Here is a 20798-nt window from a genome sequence, read left to right as displayed (position 1 = left end):
TAATATCTATGAAATCATTACACCCATTTTTAATCTCCATTTTCTCTCTAACAGTAGGAAATGTCAATGCACAAACAGAAACGCCAAACCTCGAAACGGATAGTATCTATTATGAAAATGATACAATCTCTGAAACTAAAGTGTCAGAACCTGTAACACCAGGAAAAATTGAACCTTATTTTTTAGAAGTGGCTTACGACAAAACAACGCATTTGATATTCCCTTCACCCATCACTTATGTAGATTTAGGAAGCGAAAACCTCATTGCCGACAAAGCCCAAAATTCGGAAAATGTTCTGCGTGTGAAAGCCACAACCCCCGACTTTCATCCCGCAACCAATTTATCCGTAATTACCCAAGACGGTCGTTTTTACCATTTTGATATTTTCTATAATGAAAATCCTTCGGTAACAACCATGGATTTTAAACGCATTATGAACGAGTATAATATTGAAGATTTTAGTACAAAAACGGATATTTTATTTACGGATATTGGAAACCAATCGCCTGCGGTGGCTCAACTCATTATGGAATCTATTTATCAGCAAAAACGAAACTTTATCAAGCATATCGGTTCTAAAAATGCAGGTATTCAGTTCTTACTTAGAGGAATCTATGTTTATCAGGGAAAATTATACTTTGATATGCGTATGAAAAATCAAAGTAGCCTGCCTTATCAGGTGGATTTTATCACTTTTAAAATCGTCGATAAATCCATAGGAAAAAAGGAAGTCGCCCAAGAAATCCCTATCCAAGCTTTACGCACCTATCATGAACTACAAAGAGTAGAAGCCAAAAGTAAAGCCAATGCCGTGTATATGCTAGAGCAATTGACCTTAGATGATGACAAATTACTCAAGGTAGAAATCTTTGAGAAAAACGGCAGTCGCTATCAGTCTTTTACCATTGGTAATGAAGACTTAATTTACGCAAGAGAGATACAACAATTCAATTTAAAACTATAACACGATGAAAAAATTATTATTAGTGATATGTGGTTGGCTTGGAGGGATCAGTCTGTTGAACGCTCAACGACTATTCCCTGGGCAACAAGGATTGGAGGCAAGTGTGAACTTGCTTCCAACTTCCTTGAAACTTGATACCAAAGCCTATGATATTCGATTAGGTTATGTTCGCTATACCCATGAGGGGGATTATTGGCAATTTGGAGTGGCTTATACTCGTAATGTGTATACCTATCGAGAGCAGGATTTACCCATTGAAACCTTTACTGCCGAAGGCGGTTACTCGCTAAGCCTTATTGGGAACAGTAGCAGAAGTGTATCGCTCAATGTTGGATTAAGTGGCGTGGTAGGCTACGAACTCATCAATCAAGGAAATCACACACTATTCGATGGTGCGGTCATCAATAATAAAGATGCTGTGGTTTATGGTGGATTAGCAAGGCTACGTTTAGAGCGTTACCTGGTAGGAGATCTACTTATTTTCCTGCAAGGGCAAACCCAAATGCTATGGAGTACACAACGAGAGCAACTGCGTCCGCATATAGGATTAGGATTTAGAATGACTTTATAAACTTTTAAAAATCAAAGAAATGAAATATTTTGTAAAAATTAGTATTGCAATGATAATCTTGTTAGGGCTTATGGCTTGTGAAGACAGACTGGAGATACAAACTCATTTTCCTTTTGAAGTCAAAACAATGCCTGTACCGAAGGATATTCAGCGAGGGCAAACGATAGAAATTCGTTGTCAAATCGTATCAGAACAAAAGTACAAAGATGAAACTTATACTTTGCGGTACTTTCAGTTTGAAGGTGATGGAACGCTGCAATTTGCCAACCAAGAGCCTTTCTTACCGAATGATACTTATGTAATCCCTGACCGAACTTTTAGATTGTATTATACTTCCCAATCTAACAATACACAAAGTTTTGAGGTTTGGATTGCCGATAGCAAAGGCAAAGAACAAAAACTGAGTTTTGAGTTTAATGCGAAGAAAGAGGAGAAAACGGAATAGAAATAATAGTCGTATATTTGCACCAACAGAACCCACCTGCATACCATAAGAACTGCTTGTGGGTCATTTTTTGCAATTCATCAATTTAGATTTCCTAAGTTACCATTAGTGAGTGTAATATTTTTCAATTTCTTGTTTTTTATAGAAAATCTTTTTTATCTTTGTTGAAAGATTTATCTGTTATGTCTAAAATACTAACCATAGAAGTGAACCCAAATACAAAAAAAGGAAAAGCCTTTTTGGAGATAGTTGATTTGTTTAGAAATCAATCAGGGGTTAAGGTGGTTAATATTGACCAAGAAATTCCTACAAAAACGACACAAAGCAAGGCTTCTTTTATAGAAAAAATCTCACAAGAAACCAATAGAAAATTAACCAAAAGGTTACTCGCAGAACATAATATTGTACTATGATTGTTATCACCGATAGTAATATTTTTTATAGTGCTATTATTGCTCCAAAGGGTAAAATTGCCAGTATTTTAAGAGAAAAAAGAACGATTCAATTTACCGCTCCTTCTTACTTGATTGAAGAAATTAAAGAACATGCACAAGATATTGCAGATTATCTAAAAATAAGCAAAAAAGAGGTGTTGGCAATTTTCCAAAATTTACTGGAAAATGTATCTGTTATAGGCACAAAAGAAATTCCTCAAAAGGATATTCTAAAAGCCGTAGATATTGTTAAGGATATTGATATAGATGATGTCTTTTTTGTTGCATTACACCTACACACACATCATAAAATATGGACGGGAGATAAGGAACTCATAAAAGGGTTGAAATTAAAAGGCTATGATATTTGTATCACCACCGAAGAGTTAAGCCAACACACCTATAAGTAATATAGCCCTTTCCAAAAACTGCCACCCACTTCCAAAAGCGACCGCCTTTACTTCACCGAATTGCATTCAAAGTATCTTCGCTAAAAAAGATACCAAATTATGGAGGTGATAGTTATTGAAAAAAAAATATTTGAACAAATCAATCAAAAATTAGGGGACTTACTCAAACAAACAAAGTCCGTAGTAGAAACACATCAAGCCATTTGTCAAAACAAAAAATGGCTGGATACACAAGAGGTCTGTCAATTGTTGGGTATCAGCAAACGCACCCTCCAAAACTATAAAGACCGAAATTTAATACCCTATTCATACATCAATCGAAAAAACTACTACAAGCGTAGTGATGTGCTGGAGTTATTAGAAAATCAAACTGCAAAAACTGAAATCTAATGGAACTCTATACAGAACAAACGGAAGAAATGGCTTCTTACCAAAAGCAAATACAAGAGCTTAATGAATATGTGAAGTTTTTGTTAGAGCATTTTAAACCTGTATTTAATGGGGAAATTTATTTATCTGGAAAAGAATTGTGTGAATTATTGCATATAAGCCAAAGAACCCTCCAACAATATAGAGATGATGGCTTTTTGCCTTACATTCAAATTGAGGGTAAAATTTTGTACAAAGAGAGCGATGTACTAAAAATATTAGAGAATAACTATAAGGCAATATAACGATTATCCAAAAGTTTACGAATTGTTTTTTTAGCATCAATGATTATAAGGCATTGAATATTCAAAAACCGACCGCTAATCCATTTCTAAGGTGGGGCTTTTTTTTGCTTCTTTTTCTTTGCCTCAGAAAGAAAAAGAAGTCCGCAAAAAATCTCAAGCGTTTTGCTTATGGAGAGTCGTACTTGTACGGTGTTATAAGCCATAGGCTTGTATCCTTTGGTTCTGTTCAAAAAAGTATTTAAAGAAATGAGGAGTGTAGCGATAAACCTGCGTTAGCAGAGATTTATCGATTAGCGACGAATGTATGCAAAGTCTTTTTTGAACCGCCCTTGCCTTACAATGGCAAAGGCTGAGTGCGGTAGTCCTTTAAATTCAAAAAGAAACCTCTGTGTTTTACAAATCCATTGCGAAACATACCCCAAAATAAAGAAGTACCCATTTGAGCAAGGGTTGAGTTAATAAACAAATCTTGCTTGTGTAAAGCCTCTGCAAGTGAACAACTCGGCGTGTCGTCTGTTTCTTCGGATTGCTTTAATAAGTCGGCAAATTCATCGGTAATAAAAGGGAGTTTCTCAATGGTTTTATATTTCTTTGACTTTGGCTGTGAGTGTTTTCCAATGGTGGATAAAATCACTTGTCCTGTTTGCTGGCTGTTTCCAAAATCAAACCAATATCTTGGTTGGTTGCCTTGAAAACGACTACTATTTTCTGAACAATCCTTTATAATGTCCGCAATTTCAAAGCGTGATGAAACACTATCGACACAAGTGATATATAAATTGCTGACAAGCTCGTGAGAATTGTTTTTCTGATAATCCTTTGCAAATTTAATAGTTTTTGCTTTCCAATTCGTGCCAAAAAATCGGTTTACCCTATTGATTAAAGCAATGGATTTGTACATACCCACCTCGCTCTCGGCAAAAAGTTGTCTGCCTAAATTGGCTTGACTAATCGTATCATTGTCCCATAATGTTAAGGCAAATCCTGCGTGTCCTAATTGCACCAAAGCGTGGTGCATTCTACCCAAAGCGGTTAAAACTTGCGAACCTGTGCCACCTGCACCAATCAAGTTAATACTAATAGGGTTCGTCGCATTGATAAGACTATTATCTGTGTAATGTATTTTATCTCTTGTATCCATTATAAAATATCTTTTAGAGTTTTATTATTTTCTTTCAATTCTTTGTTTGGGAATGGCTTTTCCGTATCGATAAGGCTTTTCCAAATATTGGTTATATTTCTCTTTGTTGGGCAATAATTGTCTAACAAATGGCTAAAATAACTTTCAAAAAAATAGGTTTCCCATAATTGCATAAATTCCTCCAATGAGGTTGATTTTTCAATATCTATACTTACACTCCCCATACATACATTAGCATTTTCGTAAACATTAAAAAAAGGCGCATAATACAATTTTGTATGTTCTTGAGGTCTGCGGTTAGACTTTAAAGCGTATATACTTAAACTTTGCTTGGTGGCTTTCCAAAGTAAAGGAGGAGTATAAGCCGTTCCGCTTTGCATTCCTAACCTTTCCACAAAATATAGGGTTCTCTTTTGTGCTTTGGTGTACCATATCAAACTCCCTTTTTCGCTTGGATTAATGTGCAGTACATTGGTGGGAATTACGCCTTTTGGCTTTAAAAATGTTTTATTTCTTTCCTCTTTGGTTGTTAAGGCTTTTGATAGTCGTTCGCTTTCTCGCACACTTAGAGGATGGGCATTCATCATCCTGCCTTGCTCATCAATATCAAAATGTTCGATATAGCAATTATTGTTTGTTGTATTCTTATAGACTACAAAGGCGGATTTTGGATAGTATGGTGTATTTATATCTTCTGTTAATTCTCTTATTTGTGTATTCATATTTTTAAAATTGATGTATTAAACGATATAGTTTTGGGATGCTATTAAATATTTGATTTTCAAAACAAAAATTTCGTTTACGCTCAAACTCTGTATTAAACTCTGCGTTAAAATCTCTACGGATAGTTGGTTCAATTTGTTCAGAATATTCGTTTAAAAAATTATTTACTATTTCCACAATTTGGTCAAATATCCAATCATCACAATTGGATATAAATCCGATATACTTATCTATGGTTATTGTATCATAATCATCGTGTTTTTGGGGATTATAATTGTCGTATCTGAAAATATTTTCCTTTGGATAAGTTTTGTAAAGTGTATAAATTTCTTCTGCAAAATTTTTAAATTCTTTTTCGTGGGAGGTCTTTGGCTTAAATTGATTAAGTCGGTGTTTGAAAAAATATAAATTCTTTTCATTCATAATCTTATGATAGATTATTTTCCCTATATACTTAGTTTGTTTTAATTTGGCTAATTCTTGTTCTCGTTCTTCAATATCGTAAAAATCTTCCTTTAGCCAGTCTTCCAATATATCATAATGATACCCTAAAAAGTCGCTTTCTTCAGTATAATAAGGTAGATTTATCACTCGCAAATAATAAGAATATACCGATAATAATAAGTTTGCTAATTGCTTATTTTTTCCGCTTTTGAGTAAAAAATATAATGGTTCAATAGGGATATAAAACAAAGTCATACCAGTATTATAAACTTCTGAAACCGACAAATAACAACCTTTTTGTGGGTGTTTAAAAAGGTGTAGTTTTATATCATTTTCTTGCTTTATCTGTTTTAATTGTTCTTCTGCATCTTTGAAAGCCAAATGAATATTCTTTGGATAGGGGTAATGTTCACTTTTTGTGGGGGTAAATTTGTAATAATGAGCAAGTTTAGAAAGGGAATTATAAAACTCCCTTTCATTAATTTCTATATATTTAGGTGAAAAAATATTTCTTAAAATAGCATTGGCACTTGCTCTTTGGGGACGCTTTTTTGCTTGTCTTTCTGTACCTCGTTTTGGTCTTTGGCTCGGTGTACCCATTCCAAAAACTCCGCCAGTTGTTGGCACAATTGTTCGTTGCGTTGTGTGTTCTTGGGTAGGTATAAATTTCCCTTGATGATATGTTTGTTTTGCATAATTCATTTTGTTTTATTTGATTGTTCCTTTTTTAATAAATTTCTTGTCTATGTAAAGTTGGATTTCTCCTTTTTTAAAGCCTTGATTTAAGGCTATATACTCGATATAATCGCCTTGAAAATTCTCGCCTATAAGGTTTTTAAAAATTACCCTAATCGCTGTTTTAATATCCATTGTCCGTTTTGGTGGATTTCTGCTCTGTCTTTTGTTTCCATAACTTAATGTTTAGCCTTTTGTTCCCATTACACTCTCAAATCTATAAACCACGCTATCTTCTACAATTTGAGGGGCAGACACTTTCGAGGTGGTAAGTATCGGATATTGATTGCTGTAAAAATTTAATACCGCATCGACACTCCATTGTGGATTAGGGTCTGCCAGTTCAATTTCTTGTCCGTTATCTTTAAGTTTAAATACTCTTTGTAGTTCTGTTGCTAATAACATAATCTCTGTTTTTTAAGTTTAATCTATTTCAAATAAATTCGGCTGAAACAATGCTGAAAGTTCCTTTCTTCGCTTTCTAATCTTTTCAGCCTGTTCGGGATATTCTTCTACACTGGGCAATTTCATCCATGCTTCTCTCGGTTTTTCTTGCTTAGCGAGTTCCTCTACCTTATCCATTAGTTCTTTGTATTTCTTGGCTCGTTTTTCTTTCTCTTTCTTTTCCCTGTCTGCTTTTTCTTTTTCCATTGCGGATTGCTTTTTGGCTCTTTCCTGTGCTTTTAGATAACTTTCCATATTTACCATAAGTTTTGATGTACTTTCAAGCGGTTGCACTATGGTAGCAAAAAATTGCTCGTCTAACTCTTCGGCTGTTCCTTTGATTGTTAGCGGTGGGATAAGGTTCTTCGCCTTATCGCCACACGCATCATTGTTTAATAAGACGGATATTACTATGTTTTCAGTCTCTTTTCTAATGGTTAGATGGAGTGTTCCCTCTATTTCTAATCCTGCTATTTGTTTAAAAAAATTTGTGTTCATTGTTCTTAAAATTTAATTGATTACTTTAGCTATTGAATATCCTTTGTCTGTGAATTGGTAATCTTCTTCCGCAAACATTTGTATGATATATTCATCAGCGGTTAGCCTTTCGTATTCTTTTTGCAATTCTTTGTATAGATATTGGTTTAAATCATCTAAGACACTTTCTGTCCATTTCAATAGTTTTTCAATTTGATATGCAATGTGTGGATATTCCTTATCATTATTTCTAAAAGTGTATTCCCAATCAAAATGTAGATAATAGTATCGGTGTTTATTATAGGTCTTAAAAGATAGGTCTATATATCCGCGTTTGATAAGCTCAAGCACTCTTTTATCCATATCCAATCTATCAAAATCAAATGCTTGGTTAGGGGCATAATCTTTCCATTTTTCTTCTCTAACGGCTTGTATGAAATTGCTTATATCAAGTATATTACACGCAAAACTACTTCCGTCGCCTTGAGAATAAAATCCACTAAAAAAGATTTCAAACGGATTTATATCTATTTCCAATTTTGAGCATATCTTCATAAAATCAAAATAAGTGTCTTGCCACCAACTTGTGGTATTAACTTCTTTGTGTCGGTACTCTCTCAATACTTTTTCTTGTACCTCTGTTTCTAATTCTTCATATTTATAGATTGATATCGTAATTTTTTCCATTGCTACTCTATTTTGTGTTGTTTATTCTATCTTCTAAAAGAATATCTAAGATTTCCCATTCGCTTTGATATATTTCATCTGCAAAAGTGTAAGTACCATCATCTTCATTCCATTGATACTGCTCAAAATCTTCATCTTCTAAATTATACTCTATGAGAGTCCCCTCTTTATAAATTGCTTGTCCGTATATTAAGTTCCCTAACTCTTCATACTCGTGTACAAAATCTGTGATACCCACCTTTTGGGCTATCTTGCGGACTTCTTCAAGGTTTGGTACCCACTTGGTTTCATATCTATAGATGCCCTCGCCTTGTTTGTCCACACTGAAAAAGTAGGTGTTTCCCTCCTTGATAAAGTTAGGTAGTTGTCCGCACTCCTCTTGCTGTTCCTTGTCAATCATCTTTTGAAAGATAGTATCTACCTCTTGGATTTGTTTTTCCGTTCCCTCAAAAGTCACTATATTACTGCACCAATTTGCCATTGTCTTGTAGTTTTATAAAGGCGGTTATGTTATATAACCGCCTTGGGGTTAGTATTTAATCTATTTTCGCTCTTAATTGTAATTAAACATATCCGCTCCGTGTTCTGCATATACGCTACAAAGGTCAAAGGCTTTTTGTCCTCGGCTTTGTGCTGTTCCGCCCATTACTAGGGATTTTAATTTGCTTTCTTCATCTCGGTAATTACATACATTTTGATAGTACCCAGTAACGGCGTTGTATGCTCCAAACAAAGTTCCTTTGGTAGTTTCCATTTGTTGGCTCTCACTTAATTGAGCATACATAAATGCGTCTTCTACGCTGTTTTTAAACATACTTGACAAGCCTTGGCTATTCCCTTTCTTTAGATGTTCTAATGTCTCCTTGTTCGGACACAATGCCAATTCTATTAACTTTCGCACTTCTCGGTCGTTTACTCGGATTTTTGCCCACTCGTTAAAGGTTCCCTCTAATCGGTTACTTAATTTATTAGCCAATCCCATTACCTTGTGTGCGTTGGCTAATCGCTGTTTTGCTCCTGAGGTATGGCGAATACGAATAACATTATTCATATTTTTAAATGCTGCATTTAATGTATTCTGACACACTATTCGAATAGGGGTAAAGGCGGCGGTGATACTTCCGCTTCCGTCGTGACTTGTGGTTAAGAAAATATACTTTTCCGTTACATCATCGCCGTTCCCCACTCGGATATAATCGGGTAATTTGGCTGTGATAAATATGCGTTCGCCTTTGCCTAATGCTCCTGCGGTTTCGTACAATATTCCATCGCCTCCTCCGACAATTTCATCAAAAAAGGCAAATGCCTCTTGGTTTTGTACGACTTGATAATCTTTACCCACTACGCCCAAAACCTCATTAGTATCCTCTCGCATCGTGGCAAAGGCGTTCGGCACTTCGATTTCACTGTCGTAAAACTCTATCCCCTGTTCGGTGGTTATGAGCCCTTTGCCTTTGGTGTATAAAGGCTCTTTGCTGACTTCAAAATTCAATCCTGCGTATTGTATGGCTTCTTTACTCGTTGGATGTTCACTTACGATTTGTCCCAATCCGTGCCACGCTTTTTCCTTTACACTGAAAAAACTATACTTCCCTGTTCTGCTGTTGTAATTAATGTTATGTGCCATTGTTCTAAAATTTTAAATGTTCCTAATTTGTTTTTTGTTATTCTGTTTATTAAAATGGTAAATCGTCTTCGGTTTCATCAATCGGTTGTGGCGTTATTACGCTCTTTCCGTTGCTGGTTTCCGTGCTTTGTCTTTGTCCACTTGCGTGTAACTTAATTTTTGAGGTATGAAAATTAAGCCCTGCTTTGGGGGCGCCGTCCTTGCCTAGCCACGCCCTCGCACTTACTCGCCCTGTGAGTTCCACTAATGCTCCTTTGGTAAGTATTTTAGCTACATTGGCTCCTTGCCAATACGCACAATCAAAAAAAGCGGTCTGCTGTATGTCTTCGCCCTGCTTGTTACGATAGTGGTCGTTTACGGCAATTGAAAAGTTTACTACCTTTCTGTCGTTAGGAAGTGCTTTCACTTCTGCATCTCTTGTTAATCGTCCTGTAATGTTCATCTTATTTAATTTTTAAAATTGATACTGCTTGTTAAATACTCATTCTCTCACAATCTGCCCACGCTTTGCTCTCTTGAGAGGTGGTGATGATTTTTTTTATTATTCGGTAATGAGAGGAAGAGCGGTTTCGTTTTAAATCCATTACTAATAAATCTACTTTTGTATGTTTCATATTGACCTTTTTTTTATTCGTTTAAAGAGTCGGAATATGCTGGTTTCGTTTCGAGGGCTTATAAAAAGTAGTGTTTAGCCTCTGCAAGGTTTTTCAGAAAAATACGCTCCTTGGAGGAAGATTTTTTTTGAAAACCCCAGGGCTTGACCTTGTAAAGGCGTTTAGAACACGGAGATACTTTTGCCCTTCGACTACGAAAAACCGCATTTCGACCATTTTATACCCGCGAAAAAAGGTGGAAATAGAAATCCTAATACAAAAGACAAGCATTAGGTAAATGGAGCCCATCGAAACGCTAAGCTCTGTATCGATTAACGAATATTTTTACCATTAGATAATGGTTTACTTCTAAATAAAATTACCGCTACAAAACAGGGAAGAAAGGGAATGTTTTGTAGCGGTAGTTTGGGTAAGTATAAAATTCTTAGTAGTTCTTTGGAGAGGGTTTTTCACAGAAAAATCATAGCCAATGGGCTACAAGAATTAAAAAAAAGCGGAGCCTAATGATAGTGAACGGACAGATTCTGGAGTTTTTGAGCGGCTATTTCCATGTCCTTACTGATTTTTGCACTGGTAATTTTGGCATAAATCTCCGTGGTATGAATATGTTTATGTCCTAGCATTTTACTGATACTTTCTATCGGAATATCCTCCGTAAGCATTAAGGTGGCAAAACTATGTCTTGCCCAGTGAAAAGTAATCGGCTTCTCTCGAAAAATACTACATTCATTCATGATTTTTTTGATGTATTTATTACAAGTAGTATTACTTGGAACAGGGAGTAAAGCGCCATTTTTGCCTAAACCTTCATACTTCTTTAAAATCATCTTGGGTATTTCTAATAATCGAACATTACACGCTATCTTTGACTTTTGTCGGCGTTTGACCAGCCATTGATTCCCATCAAAAAAATGTTGCTTGTGGCTTTGATTCAATTGCTTGATGTCTATATAGGCAAAGCCTGTAAAACAACTAAATAAAAATAAATCTCTTATTAATTCTAATTTGTCTCTTTCCCTTTTTGTGAAGTCTTGAGATGCTCTATAGTTTATGATTTTTTCTATTTCCGCTTTCAATAAATATCCCCTGTCCTTAGACTTTAGAGTGTTTTTATAATGACGAAAAGGGTCTATCAAAAGTAAATCTTCATTGATGGCTCTTTTAATGGTTCGCAAAAGCGGCCCCATATTACCGTAAATACTATTGTGATCTAAGCCTTTTTCGATCCTAAGATACGAATCATAATCATCTATAAAGGTTCTATCCAATTCTATCAAGTCTATATCCTCTCTGTAAAGTTTTTCTTTGAGAAATGACGCTAGATTTGCATACGCAGATTTATGCGTATTATAACTTGCCCGTGCTCTTAATTTTTTATCTACTTTAAGGGCAAAATCTTTGAGTAAGCCTTGGAAACATTTGAGCAAAGTATTGTCTGAATGCTCTCTGCCTAAATATCGGTCTTTTACTTTCTTGGCTGTTACATAGCCCTCATATTTGAGCATTTCGCTATAAATGTTCTGAATATCGTTTTCAATGGCTTTTAATTTCTTATTAATCTGTTTAGCTTCATGGGTTTTTCCACAGACCTTACTATTCTGTAAATCCAGTGAAGGGGATAAGCCTAACTTCGTGGAAAAGGGTTCGTTTTTTCCGTTAATGGTAATTCTTGCCATGATGGGAAGTGTGCCATCGGCTTTAGGACTTTTTCTTTTTAGGTAAAACAATACCGTAAAGGTTGTTCTTTGCGTTTTTTTCATCATTCTATAATTTGGGGTTACTAAATTAATTTCTATTGAGTAACAATGAAAGATGAAATATCATGCAAAGCACTGAAATATAGCCTCTTCTATAAAAAACTTTGAATGCTTATCAAGTAACTGATAAGTAACTCAACTTTGTCTTTTTAAGGCTAATTTCAGTGATTCTCTGTCGGCAAGTTAGAGGTAAACAAATAATTAATTCACTACTTCATAGATAGTTACGTTTTTTTACCTATTTTTGCTTTTTGGTTAATTGTTTTATTTAATCAGAAATAAAACGGTAGAAAATGGAAATAAACCGAAAATATTACAACGCACCTCAACGGAGTAGCTTTAACGCATTATTTTTTATCAAAATATACATATACCCCCCTCCTGCAAAATCATTGTTAAAAAGCTCCTTTGTATGCAAATAGAGGCAAAATATAGCGATTTTGGTCGTCGTCTCCCTCAAAATTGAGGCTTTTTAGCTTAAAAACTTGGTGCATAGCGTATTTTTTCAAAATAATTGTTTTTATTTTCTTTTTTCTTCTATTTCTACCCATTTTTTTATGCAATTTCGCTTATTTCCTCATCTAACTGCTTGATATACTGGGTTAAACTTATTAACTCTTTAGCTGTAATTTCGGGGCGGTCGGCTTTGTTTTCCAGTCGTTGCCTTAGGTTAATAAGCCTTTGCCGTCTGTCGGCTTGGGCTTGTAGTCTTAACCTCTCATATTTCCCCGCCGTTTTCTCATTTACACCCGCCAAATTTCCGCTTTCTTTTTGATTGTGTCCCTTTGCTCTACTCTCGCAATAAGTGGCAAAATTTAGCCTTGTTTGGGCTTCGCTGGGTCTCCCGCCCTTTTTCTTAGTTGTTTCCATATTCTTCAAAGTTAAAAGTTAGTTGTATGTATTCTATCTGTTTTATAGTGCTTTGTGCTTGTTTTATTCGTTCCCTATGCTTTCGGGCTTGGCGGTTTAGCTCTCGGCGTTGTAGCCTTATGGCTTCTAAACTTCGGTAAGCTTCCAGTTCGGCTAATAACTCTGTTTGTATTAGCTCTGTTTTTTGCTTGGCTACCTTTTCGCAATGGAGGAAATAACGGCGAACGCTTTCCCCCTGTGTGGTGTTAGTCATCATTGCTAAACGCTTTGCAAAATCCAAAGTTAAAACGAAGTCCCGAGCCTTTGAGCGGTTGCGGTATTGGTTGGGTTTATATTCTAACGGCATTACTTCGTTAAGGTCTGAGGTATTAACTCGTTGCATTTGACGAGTTAAGGGTATATAATCCTCTCCCTCTATTGCCCACCGATTACCTAAAATGTTTCTTTTTACCCAATGGGTATAATTACTTTCATCAAGTCCTAAACCTCTGTAAAGTTGTGAGCATTGCACGGCTTGTCTCCCGTCCGCCGTTTTGGTCAGTGCCAACAGCTGAAAATTTGTTTTTGTCATTTTGTTATAATTTTTGTTTGTTAATGTTTGTTATTTCCTTTATCAATCGTTTTGCCCTTAGCGTGGTAAAGCACACGGGCGGGGCGGTTTTATTGTCCGTTATGAGGACTTTTACTATTTGCCTAATCCATTCAGCGGGGGCGTTTATTTCGCTTTGGCTGAGGTGGTCGGCGTATTGCATTCCGTCCGCTTTGTAGATAACCAACAAAGGGAGGTCTAAGCCTTTGAGTTTCGGGAGTAGCTTTTTTAGTTCCCTTAATTCGTTGGCTCTTTGCTTTTGCCTTGCTTGGGTTCTCCGCTTCCCGTTATGGTGGTTCTTACATTTCAACCCGCAAAATTTGGCGGAGGCTTTTTTATTTTTCAGTTCTTTTTTGCAATTCATACAAATAGATTTTTTCGGCTTTTTTTTCTTACTTTTTTCTTTTCTATCATTAAGTATTTTTTTACTTGTATTTTCTAACAAATAAGTATTAGAATTATTAACCTGTATTAACCCTTTATCTAAATGGTTAAATCGTTCCCTTTTTTGATTTTCCAAAGGTTGCACACTCTCAGAAATTCCGAACGCATTTTTTAACTTATTCCATTTGGTTAAATCGTTCCCTTTTTCGGGGGTGCTTTCCGTTGCAAGTTTTAGGCACTGGGAATAAATAAGCTCGTTAATTATTGCCTTTGTATCGTTTCCGTTTCCATACTTTGCCCTTAACTTGCTTAGCGTTTGCCGTGCCGTGTGGTATTGCTTTTTATTTAGGTCTATCCAGTAAAGCGGATTAAAGGAATACAAGTATTTTTTTTGCTGGTGGGCTTTCATTAGCTTGTATTTTAGCCCTTTTTCCAAATAGACTATATCACGCCACACGCTTAGCAATATCCCCGATAAACCCGCCCAAACGCTCTTATTTTGGAGGTCTGCAAGTGTTTTTATTTCTAAGTTTTTCACAAACGCCATTTTTTTAACGCCAATCTCAAACCTCATAAGCTGGGAGGGTTTGCCCGTTTGCTGGTGTCCTTTATCGTATATTTTTACCATATATTGCTGGAAATCAAAGACCAACCCTAAGCCTTTGCCCTTTTCGGTATATTGTCCGAAAGTATGTTTTTTGTAAGCTTTGATATTCTCCAATACCTCCCGAACTGGGACGGGTAGCGAAACATTTACGCCGAACTCAAACCCTCTTAAAATCGCATTATTTGGCTTTATTTTCAAATCGTCCGCCAACTGGTCGCAAGTGGTTAAAAAGTCGCTATAATCATAGTCAAAGGCGTTATTTTCCCCATTATTGAAATACTTAGGGAACGACCCTCTAAGATTGCAGAAAGTCCCCGTATTACCCGAGATAATAGACAAACGCAAACCCTTTAAATCAGCATATTTGTTATTATGCGGTATTTCCCCAGTGGATAAATCCGCCCACGAACGAAACGACAAATTTTTATTATTTGTCCAGTCGCTGGGGTTGAGGTTGCACAATATTTTTACGCCGTCTATCATCTCGGGGCTGGGGTTTATTCTGTTTCTAATTCTATGGTTAAAAATTCTTCTAATACCTTTTGCAATTCGGCTATTTTTAGCCTTATTATTGCTTCATAAATAGGACTTTGTAAGTCCTTAGATACTTCCCATAATACGGGTAATTCGTCCAGTAGTTTTTTAATCGTTTCGGCGTTCGTTGTCTTCATATTGTGGGTAGTTCATTACTCGGTTATGGTTGTACTCGTCTGCTCTTTGCTGGGCGGTTTCTATCACTTCGGAAGTCCCACGCCCGTAGAGATGAAAAACATTGCTAAATATTTCGCTTTCTATTTCCTCTCTTTGCTGTTTGAGGGCTTTTAGCTTTCTTTCGGTTTCCTCTATATCGTGGCTTAGAGTTCTTGACATTTTACCTAACTGGATAAGGCGGGGCGTTCTTTCCTTTAAAAATTGTGTGTAATGTTTCATTTTTATTTGTTTTTAAATGGGTTAGTAGGGTTATTGTTAATGGTTGCCATTACTTCGGCTTCTTTGTATCGTATGCGGTTGCCTATTCGGTAAGCTTTTAAAAGTCCCTTTTTTGTCCAGTCGTGGAGCGTTGGGAGGGTTATTTTTAAAAGTTCTGCGACATCGCCACGGGTTAAAAGTTTTTCGGAGGTATCGGCTGAGGTTTCCGCCTTTGCCTCTTTTTCTGTTAGTGCATTAGTTAGCGTGTCCAATTTTTCTGCGAGGGTGGTTATATCTAACCCGTTGACCTCAATTTTAATAGCTGTCATATTTTTGCTGTTTTTTATTTTCTTGGGACAAAGGTTAAAAATGATAAAGCACGAAAAAACCCCTAAAAAAATTTAGGGGCAAATTTTTAGGGGCGTATAAAAATCCTATAAATAAAGGCTTTGGCTGATGTTTTAGTATTAAATTTATTTTTTTGTTTTTGTGGTTTTTTCTTTTAAAAAAGTTATCCAATCTTTTAATAATACTTCGGTATTTTCGCAATATTTAGCCCGTCCGTCCGACACTTTTAGATTTATATTATCTGCGAGGGTGGTTTTTGCAGGGGCGTTCTCAAATAAAGCTAATATTTGGGTTTGAAAATCTGAGGCGTTACCCTCAATAATTCCACGGTTAAATAGTACGCCAAACAAAGTGCCTAAGGTCTGTTTATTAGAGTTCCATTTAAACGGCTTTTTAGGAATAATCGGAGCAAACGGCTGAGGTTCGGGCGGTTGCTGGTCGCTTATCTTATTTATTTTTAATTGTAAGCAATCAAAAATAATAGCGTTTATTTCGTCTCTTAATAGTAAATCAGCTATACCCTCGTCTAAAATATCCTTATGAAGTGTATGTTTTTGGTCTATTAGATAACAAATAGCCTCATATATATCTGTTTCCGCCTTTTTATCTGCTTCTTTTAATTTATCATCTAAATAAATTTGCAATTCCGTTTCTCTTTTTATTGAAGTCCAAACATCAACGCCAAAAAATAGGCTTTCATTTCTACCAGCTTCTATATAATCTGAAAAGTGGTCAAAATATTTGCCCCATTCTTCGGGGGTGGGTTCTCGGTGTCTATTAGCATTCTCCCAAACACCCTCTTTTTTTTTCGCCCATTTCCTCAGTTCTTCCCGCTTTTGTATAATATCGGGGTTATAAAACGCCTTTTCTAAGTTTATATAAGTTTCATTAAATATTTGCATTGAGTAGCTGGGGGACGAATATTTATTATCTTTTTTAACACCCTCGTTATTTCTGTAAATTTCCCTAATATCTATCATCTTTAAATATCTTTTAAATTACTTTTAAAACTGGTTTTAATCCTTTTTCTTCGGCGCTTCGTTTGTAGAAGTTTCGTAATACCTCTGCATTTTCTGAGGCTGTTTTTTTGATATAATTCAAAAACATTGCTTCGGTTGTGTGTCCTGTAATCGCCATAATAACGGGGGTGGGTATTTGCCCATATAGATTAGTAGCAAATGAACGCCTACAAATATGGGAGGTCATCAGCTCGTATTTTGGGTAAAATCCCGACACTTTGCGGGTCGTTCCCTTATCGTCTATGATTTCCATTTTTGCCCCTTTGGTCGGCTCATCAAAACCTATTATTTGCCCTATCTCTTTTATATACTTATTAAATTTTTGGTCGCTTATTGCTTTCGGGAGGTTGCCCCCTCTCTTTTCCAGTGTGTGGGCTATTTGCTCATTTATAGGAATTTCGGCTATTTTACCCATCTTTTTAGCTTGTATTCTTATCGTATCATCTTTGATATGGGACAAGTCTAAACGCATAAAGTCGCTAACCCTTAGCCCTGTATTTAGCCCTATTATGAGTAAATCTCGGGCATTGTCTAATCTCGGGTTATCTCCAAAATCATAATTAAATATTTGGTCTATTTCCTTAGTGGTCAAATAAATATAGTCTGTTTGCTCTTTTGGCTTTACAAATTCTTTATGCTTGTAGTCTTTGGATACTGGTAACCCCTCAAAATCAATACTTCCACAAAAGAATTTTATATGCCCCTTGTGCATTTAGGAAAAAAAATAAAAAAAGATTGTTCATTCGACTAAAAAGTCGTATATTTAATTAGTTATCAATTGATTAAATACATGAACAATCTTATACAAAACTACAAAATTATTTTGAAAGAACTGAAAGAAACTTGCAAAAATATTCCTACTAAAAAGAAAATCCGAAAACCGAAATTGTCTGATATGGAATTAGTGGCACTGAATATTACCGCAGAATATATGTCAATAAACTCTGAGCTTCAGCTATTTAGATGCATCGCTGGAACAGAATTAGACAGCAAAATAGAAAGAAGCGTTTACAACAAAAGAAAACGAAAACTTTTTTCATACATCGAAAAAATAAGGAAGACCCTAAGTGAAAAATTCTCAGATTTTACCGATGTTTTTATCGTAGATTCAACCCCTATTGAAATTTGTAAAGTGAGTAGAGCCCATCGTTCCGCCATCTGCTCCACTGATGAAATACACCCCTCATTTGGGTATTGTGCTGCCAAAAAATCAAAGTATTTTGGGTACAAACTTCATGCGGTTTGCGACAAAAATGGCATCTTTCATTCCTTTGATTTTACACCTGCTAATGTCCATGATGTCAACTACCTGAAAGACATCAAAGAAGACTTTAAAAACTGTGAGTTAATCGGGGATAGAGGCTATATCAGCAAGGAAATTCAACTGGATTTATTTAACTGTTCTAACATCAATTTATCCGTTCCGATGCGGAAAAACCAGCATGATTTTATAGCGTTTCCAAAAGTCAAATCAAGAATTAGAAAACGTATTGAGACGAATTTTTCCCAGCTGTGCGGACAGTTTTTAATGGGCATCAACTTAGCCAAAACTTTTCAGGGATTCATTACAAGAATACTGTCAAAAATCACTTCTTTTACCATGATTCAGTATCTCAATTTTTTCGTATTCAAGAGAGATTTGAACAAAATTAAAGTGAATTTGTGCTAAATGCACAACGGGGTTTTATATATTTTATGATATTCCCTATTGTATTTTCTGAGAGTTTTTTAATATCTCTGCAATACCCTACAAAATCCCAGTAAAAAGATAATGTAATATCGGAGTGTTTTAAATTCGTCTTTTTGTAAGCTTCATAATCTAACAAATGGTTTAGCATTGTTTGATATGCTAAAATAGTGCGGGGGCTTAGCTTTTTACCTCTGTTCAGCTTATTAGGGGCGTTCTCTACAAACTTTTTAACCCATTCCACAAAATACACTTTTTCGGGTTGGCTATCATCTACACGATTAAAGAAAATAGCAACTTTCTTTTTTAGCCATTCTGCATTTATTGTTATCTCGCTATTAAATTCAATATTATAGGTTTCTGTTATATACTTTTTTAACTCTAACAATTTTGTATTTATAAAATCTTTGTCTATTGCCTCTACTTTATTTTTTACTTTTTCGTTTTTGCTATCCCAGTAGTTGTAATTTATCTGCACCCCCGTTGAGGTGGTTAAATCTATCTTTTTACTTTCCCAAAGCCTAATATAAATTTTTGATATTGGATTTTTTCGCTTTTTTATAAAAAATAGCACTTTCATAGCTTTAAAACTTTATGCGAATTTACAAAAAATCCCGAATATGTCCCGAAAAAACTTTAATTTATCTTTATTTTACTTTATTTCTCTTTTCTTTTAATACCCCTTAAATACTGGCTTTAACCCCTACAAACAAAGATAATTATAACGAATTTCATAAAATAGGATTTCGTCCCTGTGGGTCTACAAACATCACTGATAATCAATAGATTACAAGTATTGAGAACTAAAAAAAGACTATTGAAATTTCAATAGTCTTTTTTTTTGCATTTAACATTCTCCTTTTTCCAGCCATCTTCTGAGCTTTAAATCTTATTTTAAAAAATCCTCTCTGTGCTCTGCAAACAACCTGAAATAGGATTTCATATTTTCTAACTCATACCACTTGGAGACGGTTGCAGGCTCTGCATCCAAATTATAATTACCCAAACGAAAAAACTCAACATCAACACAAGGACAAAAGCCATTTCAATAATATGAGTAAAAACTTGAATATACTCAAAACATATTAAATTACAACAATCAAGAGTATAAAATATTATATTATGGTTTTAAAATATCCTTTTTTAATTTATTTTCATTCTCTATCATTAAAGAGATTCATTAAAATTATTTATTTTTTGTGGTATAGCCAATCCTATCTTTCTTAAGACACCTTTAGTTTTTTCAATTCTGTATTCCTCAAAGAAATGTTCATCTTTATTTGGAAAAGCTAAGAAACCTTTTAAGGAATTAAAACGATACATATAAGATATGGTTTTATAATAAATATTTATAGCTCTTTCGGAGTTTTCGTAATAAGATTGATGCTTTTCAAGTGGAATATATTTGGCATCTCCTACGATAACAGGATCAAAATGACTAACAAAATCAGGATAAATAGATTGAACTTTATTTTCAAAAAGATAATATTTATTTTTTCCTGTTTTATTTTCTGGATGTATAAAATTATCTTTCAAAACCGTATTCAAATACTCTTCCCAAAGCCAAGCCCCATCAAATAAAAGTCCATAAACCTTATCTTTTCTATTTCCATAAGTGATTTTCTCTTGCTTTAAAATTTTAATACAAATGCTTTGAAGTTGAGCATATTCCGTAAAATAAGGATGAACATTTATCTTTCGGTTGGCTAATATAATTTTATTTCGGATATTTCTATTGTACGACTTTTGTGTAACATAAATAAATTGATTTACAATACTATTAATTTCTTTATTTTTAAAAATATGAGAACCTAATGGGTGAGATTTTATATATTCTATTGTATGTCTTATCAACTGAGTTAAATTATTATCATAACTATATTCCCATAGATTATAGGCTATTTTTCCATTAAACGGAATGTTTTTTATCAAATGTCTTTTCATATCAAGGCTTCCTTTCATTTTAGCCTCATTATATCTATTGTATTGATACACTTTAAACATCCCTTGGCTGTAAGCTTTTCTAAGATAATAGGAAAACATATAGATTAAAAAGTTCCAAATATTTTCCTGATTTGTATTTTGATCAAAATCTAAAATATTTATTGACAGTACTTTTTGCAACATATAATGCAAAAAATAATCTTTTCCATCTTGGTTCGCAAACCTTGAAGCTATGACTAATCGTGAATCATTAACCCCTAAAAATCCCATAATATTAAAAGTTTTCAATTTAT

At 34.8% G+C, this 20798-nt stretch carries 30 protein-coding genes; 8 read left to right on the top strand and 22 right to left on the bottom strand.

Annotation, left to right across the window (positions count from 1 at the left end):
• Positions 1–8: 8 nt before the first annotated feature.
• The 7 genes from traN to NYR17_RS04035 all read left to right on the top strand — a co-directional run bounded on the left by traN (position 9) and on the right by NYR17_RS04035 (position 3499).
• On the top strand, positions 9–965 hold the full coding sequence (gene traN / locus NYR17_RS04065) for a conjugative transposon protein TraN (RefSeq protein WP_302506616.1): 957 nt from the start codon (positions 9–11) through the stop codon (positions 963–965).
• Positions 966–1020: 55 nt separating this feature from the next.
• Positions 1021–1536 (top strand): conjugal transfer protein TraO, encoded by a 516-nt coding sequence (locus tag NYR17_RS04060; RefSeq protein ID WP_302506614.1) that lies wholly within the window; start codon positions 1021–1023, stop codon positions 1534–1536.
• Between the two features lie 19 nt (positions 1537–1555).
• Positions 1556–1981, top strand: a complete 426-nt coding sequence (locus NYR17_RS04055; RefSeq protein WP_302506612.1) for a DUF3872 domain-containing protein — start codon at positions 1556–1558, stop codon at positions 1979–1981.
• 182 nt (positions 1982–2163) lie between these two features.
• Positions 2164–2394, top strand: a complete 231-nt coding sequence (locus tag NYR17_RS04050; RefSeq protein ID WP_302506611.1) for a hypothetical protein — start codon at positions 2164–2166, stop codon at positions 2392–2394.
• Positions 2391–2825: a PIN domain-containing protein gene (locus tag NYR17_RS04045; protein ID WP_302506610.1), complete on the top strand. Its 435-nt coding sequence runs from the start codon at positions 2391–2393 to the stop codon at positions 2823–2825. The genes NYR17_RS04050 and NYR17_RS04045 overlap by 4 nt, the downstream gene beginning before the upstream one ends.
• A gap of 99 nt (positions 2826–2924) precedes the next feature.
• Positions 2925–3215 (top strand): helix-turn-helix domain-containing protein, encoded by a 291-nt coding sequence (locus NYR17_RS04040; protein WP_302506609.1) that lies wholly within the window; start codon positions 2925–2927, stop codon positions 3213–3215.
• Positions 3215–3499 carry a helix-turn-helix domain-containing protein gene (locus tag NYR17_RS04035; RefSeq protein ID WP_052910108.1) on the top strand — a complete coding sequence of 95 codons (285 nt, stop codon included), beginning with the start codon at positions 3215–3217 and terminating at the stop codon, positions 3497–3499. The genes NYR17_RS04040 and NYR17_RS04035 overlap by 1 nt, the downstream gene beginning before the upstream one ends.
• A 334-nt stretch (positions 3500–3833) precedes the next feature.
• Here NYR17_RS04035 and NYR17_RS04030 read toward each other — a convergent pair whose 3' ends face one another.
• From NYR17_RS04030 to NYR17_RS03935, 20 genes are all read right to left on the bottom strand, one after another.
• The gene (locus NYR17_RS04030) at positions 3834–4640 is read right to left on the bottom strand and encodes a PRTRC system ThiF family protein (RefSeq protein WP_302506608.1); all 807 of its coding nucleotides are present in this window, start codon (positions 4638–4640) and stop codon (positions 3834–3836) included.
• Positions 4640–5362: a PRTRC system protein B gene (locus NYR17_RS04025; protein ID WP_302506606.1), complete on the bottom strand. Its 723-nt coding sequence runs from the start codon at positions 5360–5362 to the stop codon at positions 4640–4642. The genes NYR17_RS04030 and NYR17_RS04025 overlap by 1 nt, the downstream gene beginning before the upstream one ends.
• A 4-nt stretch (positions 5363–5366) precedes the next feature.
• Positions 5367–6509, bottom strand: a complete 1143-nt coding sequence (locus tag NYR17_RS04020; protein ID WP_302506604.1) for a hypothetical protein — start codon at positions 6507–6509, stop codon at positions 5367–5369.
• A 6-nt stretch (positions 6510–6515) separates the two neighbouring features.
• Complete coding sequence (locus NYR17_RS04015) at positions 6516–6677, bottom strand: DUF7688 family protein (RefSeq protein ID WP_302506602.1); 162 nt, start codon at positions 6675–6677, stop codon at positions 6516–6518.
• A 51-nt stretch (positions 6678–6728) separates the two neighbouring features.
• The gene (locus tag NYR17_RS04010) at positions 6729–6947 is read right to left on the bottom strand and encodes a PRTRC system protein C (protein WP_014791671.1); all 219 of its coding nucleotides are present in this window, start codon (positions 6945–6947) and stop codon (positions 6729–6731) included.
• Between the two features lie 18 nt (positions 6948–6965).
• The gene (locus NYR17_RS04005; RefSeq protein WP_302506600.1) at positions 6966–7484 is read right to left on the bottom strand and encodes a PRTRC system protein E; all 519 of its coding nucleotides are present in this window, start codon (positions 7482–7484) and stop codon (positions 6966–6968) included.
• A 12-nt stretch (positions 7485–7496) separates the two neighbouring features.
• Complete coding sequence (locus NYR17_RS04000) at positions 7497–8150, bottom strand: hypothetical protein (RefSeq protein WP_302506598.1); 654 nt, start codon at positions 8148–8150, stop codon at positions 7497–7499.
• 7 nt (positions 8151–8157) lie between these two features.
• Entirely contained in the window at positions 8158–8631 is a 474-nt protein-coding gene (locus tag NYR17_RS03995; protein WP_302506597.1) for a hypothetical protein, read from the bottom strand.
• A gap of 72 nt (positions 8632–8703) precedes the next feature.
• The gene (locus tag NYR17_RS03990; RefSeq protein WP_302506596.1) at positions 8704–9777 is read right to left on the bottom strand and encodes a DUF932 domain-containing protein; all 1074 of its coding nucleotides are present in this window, start codon (positions 9775–9777) and stop codon (positions 8704–8706) included.
• A gap of 49 nt (positions 9778–9826) precedes the next feature.
• The gene (locus tag NYR17_RS03985) at positions 9827–10219 is read right to left on the bottom strand and encodes a single-stranded DNA-binding protein (protein ID WP_302506595.1); all 393 of its coding nucleotides are present in this window, start codon (positions 10217–10219) and stop codon (positions 9827–9829) included.
• Positions 10220–10250: 31 nt separating this feature from the next.
• Positions 10251–10391, bottom strand: coding sequence for a hypothetical protein (locus NYR17_RS03980; RefSeq protein WP_302506594.1), 141 nt, complete (start codon positions 10389–10391; stop codon positions 10251–10253).
• Between the two features lie 500 nt (positions 10392–10891).
• Positions 10892–12154 (bottom strand): site-specific integrase, encoded by a 1263-nt coding sequence (locus tag NYR17_RS03975; RefSeq protein WP_302506593.1) that lies wholly within the window; start codon positions 12152–12154, stop codon positions 10892–10894.
• Positions 12155–12703: 549 nt separating this feature from the next.
• On the bottom strand, positions 12704–13018 hold the full coding sequence (locus tag NYR17_RS03970; protein WP_302506592.1) for a hypothetical protein: 315 nt from the start codon (positions 13016–13018) through the stop codon (positions 12704–12706).
• Positions 13005–13589 carry an antA/AntB antirepressor family protein gene (locus NYR17_RS03965; RefSeq protein WP_302506591.1) on the bottom strand — a complete coding sequence of 195 codons (585 nt, stop codon included), beginning with the start codon at positions 13587–13589 and terminating at the stop codon, positions 13005–13007. Before NYR17_RS03965 ends, NYR17_RS03970 begins: the two co-directional genes overlap by 14 nt.
• Before the next feature lie 4 nt (positions 13590–13593).
• A complete protein-coding gene (locus NYR17_RS03960; RefSeq protein ID WP_302506590.1) occupies positions 13594–15081 on the bottom strand; it encodes a hypothetical protein in 1488 nt (495 codons plus the stop codon).
• A 14-nt stretch (positions 15082–15095) separates the two neighbouring features.
• Positions 15096–15269 carry a hypothetical protein gene (locus NYR17_RS03955; RefSeq protein WP_302506587.1) on the bottom strand — a complete coding sequence of 58 codons (174 nt, stop codon included), beginning with the start codon at positions 15267–15269 and terminating at the stop codon, positions 15096–15098.
• On the bottom strand, positions 15241–15528 hold the full coding sequence (locus NYR17_RS03950) for a hypothetical protein (protein WP_302506585.1): 288 nt from the start codon (positions 15526–15528) through the stop codon (positions 15241–15243). Before NYR17_RS03950 ends, NYR17_RS03955 begins: the two co-directional genes overlap by 29 nt.
• A gap of 2 nt (positions 15529–15530) precedes the next feature.
• On the bottom strand, positions 15531–15836 hold the full coding sequence (locus tag NYR17_RS03945) for a helix-turn-helix domain-containing protein (RefSeq protein ID WP_302506583.1): 306 nt from the start codon (positions 15834–15836) through the stop codon (positions 15531–15533).
• A 144-nt stretch (positions 15837–15980) separates the two neighbouring features.
• The gene (locus tag NYR17_RS03940; RefSeq protein ID WP_302506581.1) at positions 15981–16835 is read right to left on the bottom strand and encodes a hypothetical protein; all 855 of its coding nucleotides are present in this window, start codon (positions 16833–16835) and stop codon (positions 15981–15983) included.
• Between the two features lie 13 nt (positions 16836–16848).
• Complete coding sequence (locus NYR17_RS03935; RefSeq protein WP_302506579.1) at positions 16849–17586, bottom strand: tyrosine-type recombinase/integrase; 738 nt, start codon at positions 17584–17586, stop codon at positions 16849–16851.
• A gap of 78 nt (positions 17587–17664) precedes the next feature.
• On the opposite strand from NYR17_RS03935, the gene NYR17_RS03930 reads away from it, so the two are divergent.
• Complete coding sequence (locus tag NYR17_RS03930; RefSeq protein WP_302506578.1) at positions 17665–18543, top strand: IS982 family transposase; 879 nt, start codon at positions 17665–17667, stop codon at positions 18541–18543.
• Here the strand turns inward: NYR17_RS03930 and NYR17_RS03925 are convergent.
• Positions 18524–19141 carry a phage integrase SAM-like domain-containing protein gene (locus NYR17_RS03925; RefSeq protein WP_302506576.1) on the bottom strand — a complete coding sequence of 206 codons (618 nt, stop codon included), beginning with the start codon at positions 19139–19141 and terminating at the stop codon, positions 18524–18526. The genes NYR17_RS03930 and NYR17_RS03925 overlap by 20 nt on opposite strands.
• Before the next feature lie 587 nt (positions 19142–19728).
• Complete coding sequence (locus tag NYR17_RS03920; protein ID WP_302506575.1) at positions 19729–20793, bottom strand: McrC family protein; 1065 nt, start codon at positions 20791–20793, stop codon at positions 19729–19731.
• Between the last annotated feature and the right edge of the window lie 5 nt (positions 20794–20798).

Source organism: Riemerella columbina (genome assembly GCF_030517065.1).
Taxonomy (GTDB): domain Bacteria; phylum Bacteroidota; class Bacteroidia; order Flavobacteriales; family Weeksellaceae; genus Riemerella; species Riemerella columbina_A.
Note: the sequence above shows the minus strand (reverse complement) of the source record. Positions and strands in the feature narration are given on the sequence as shown.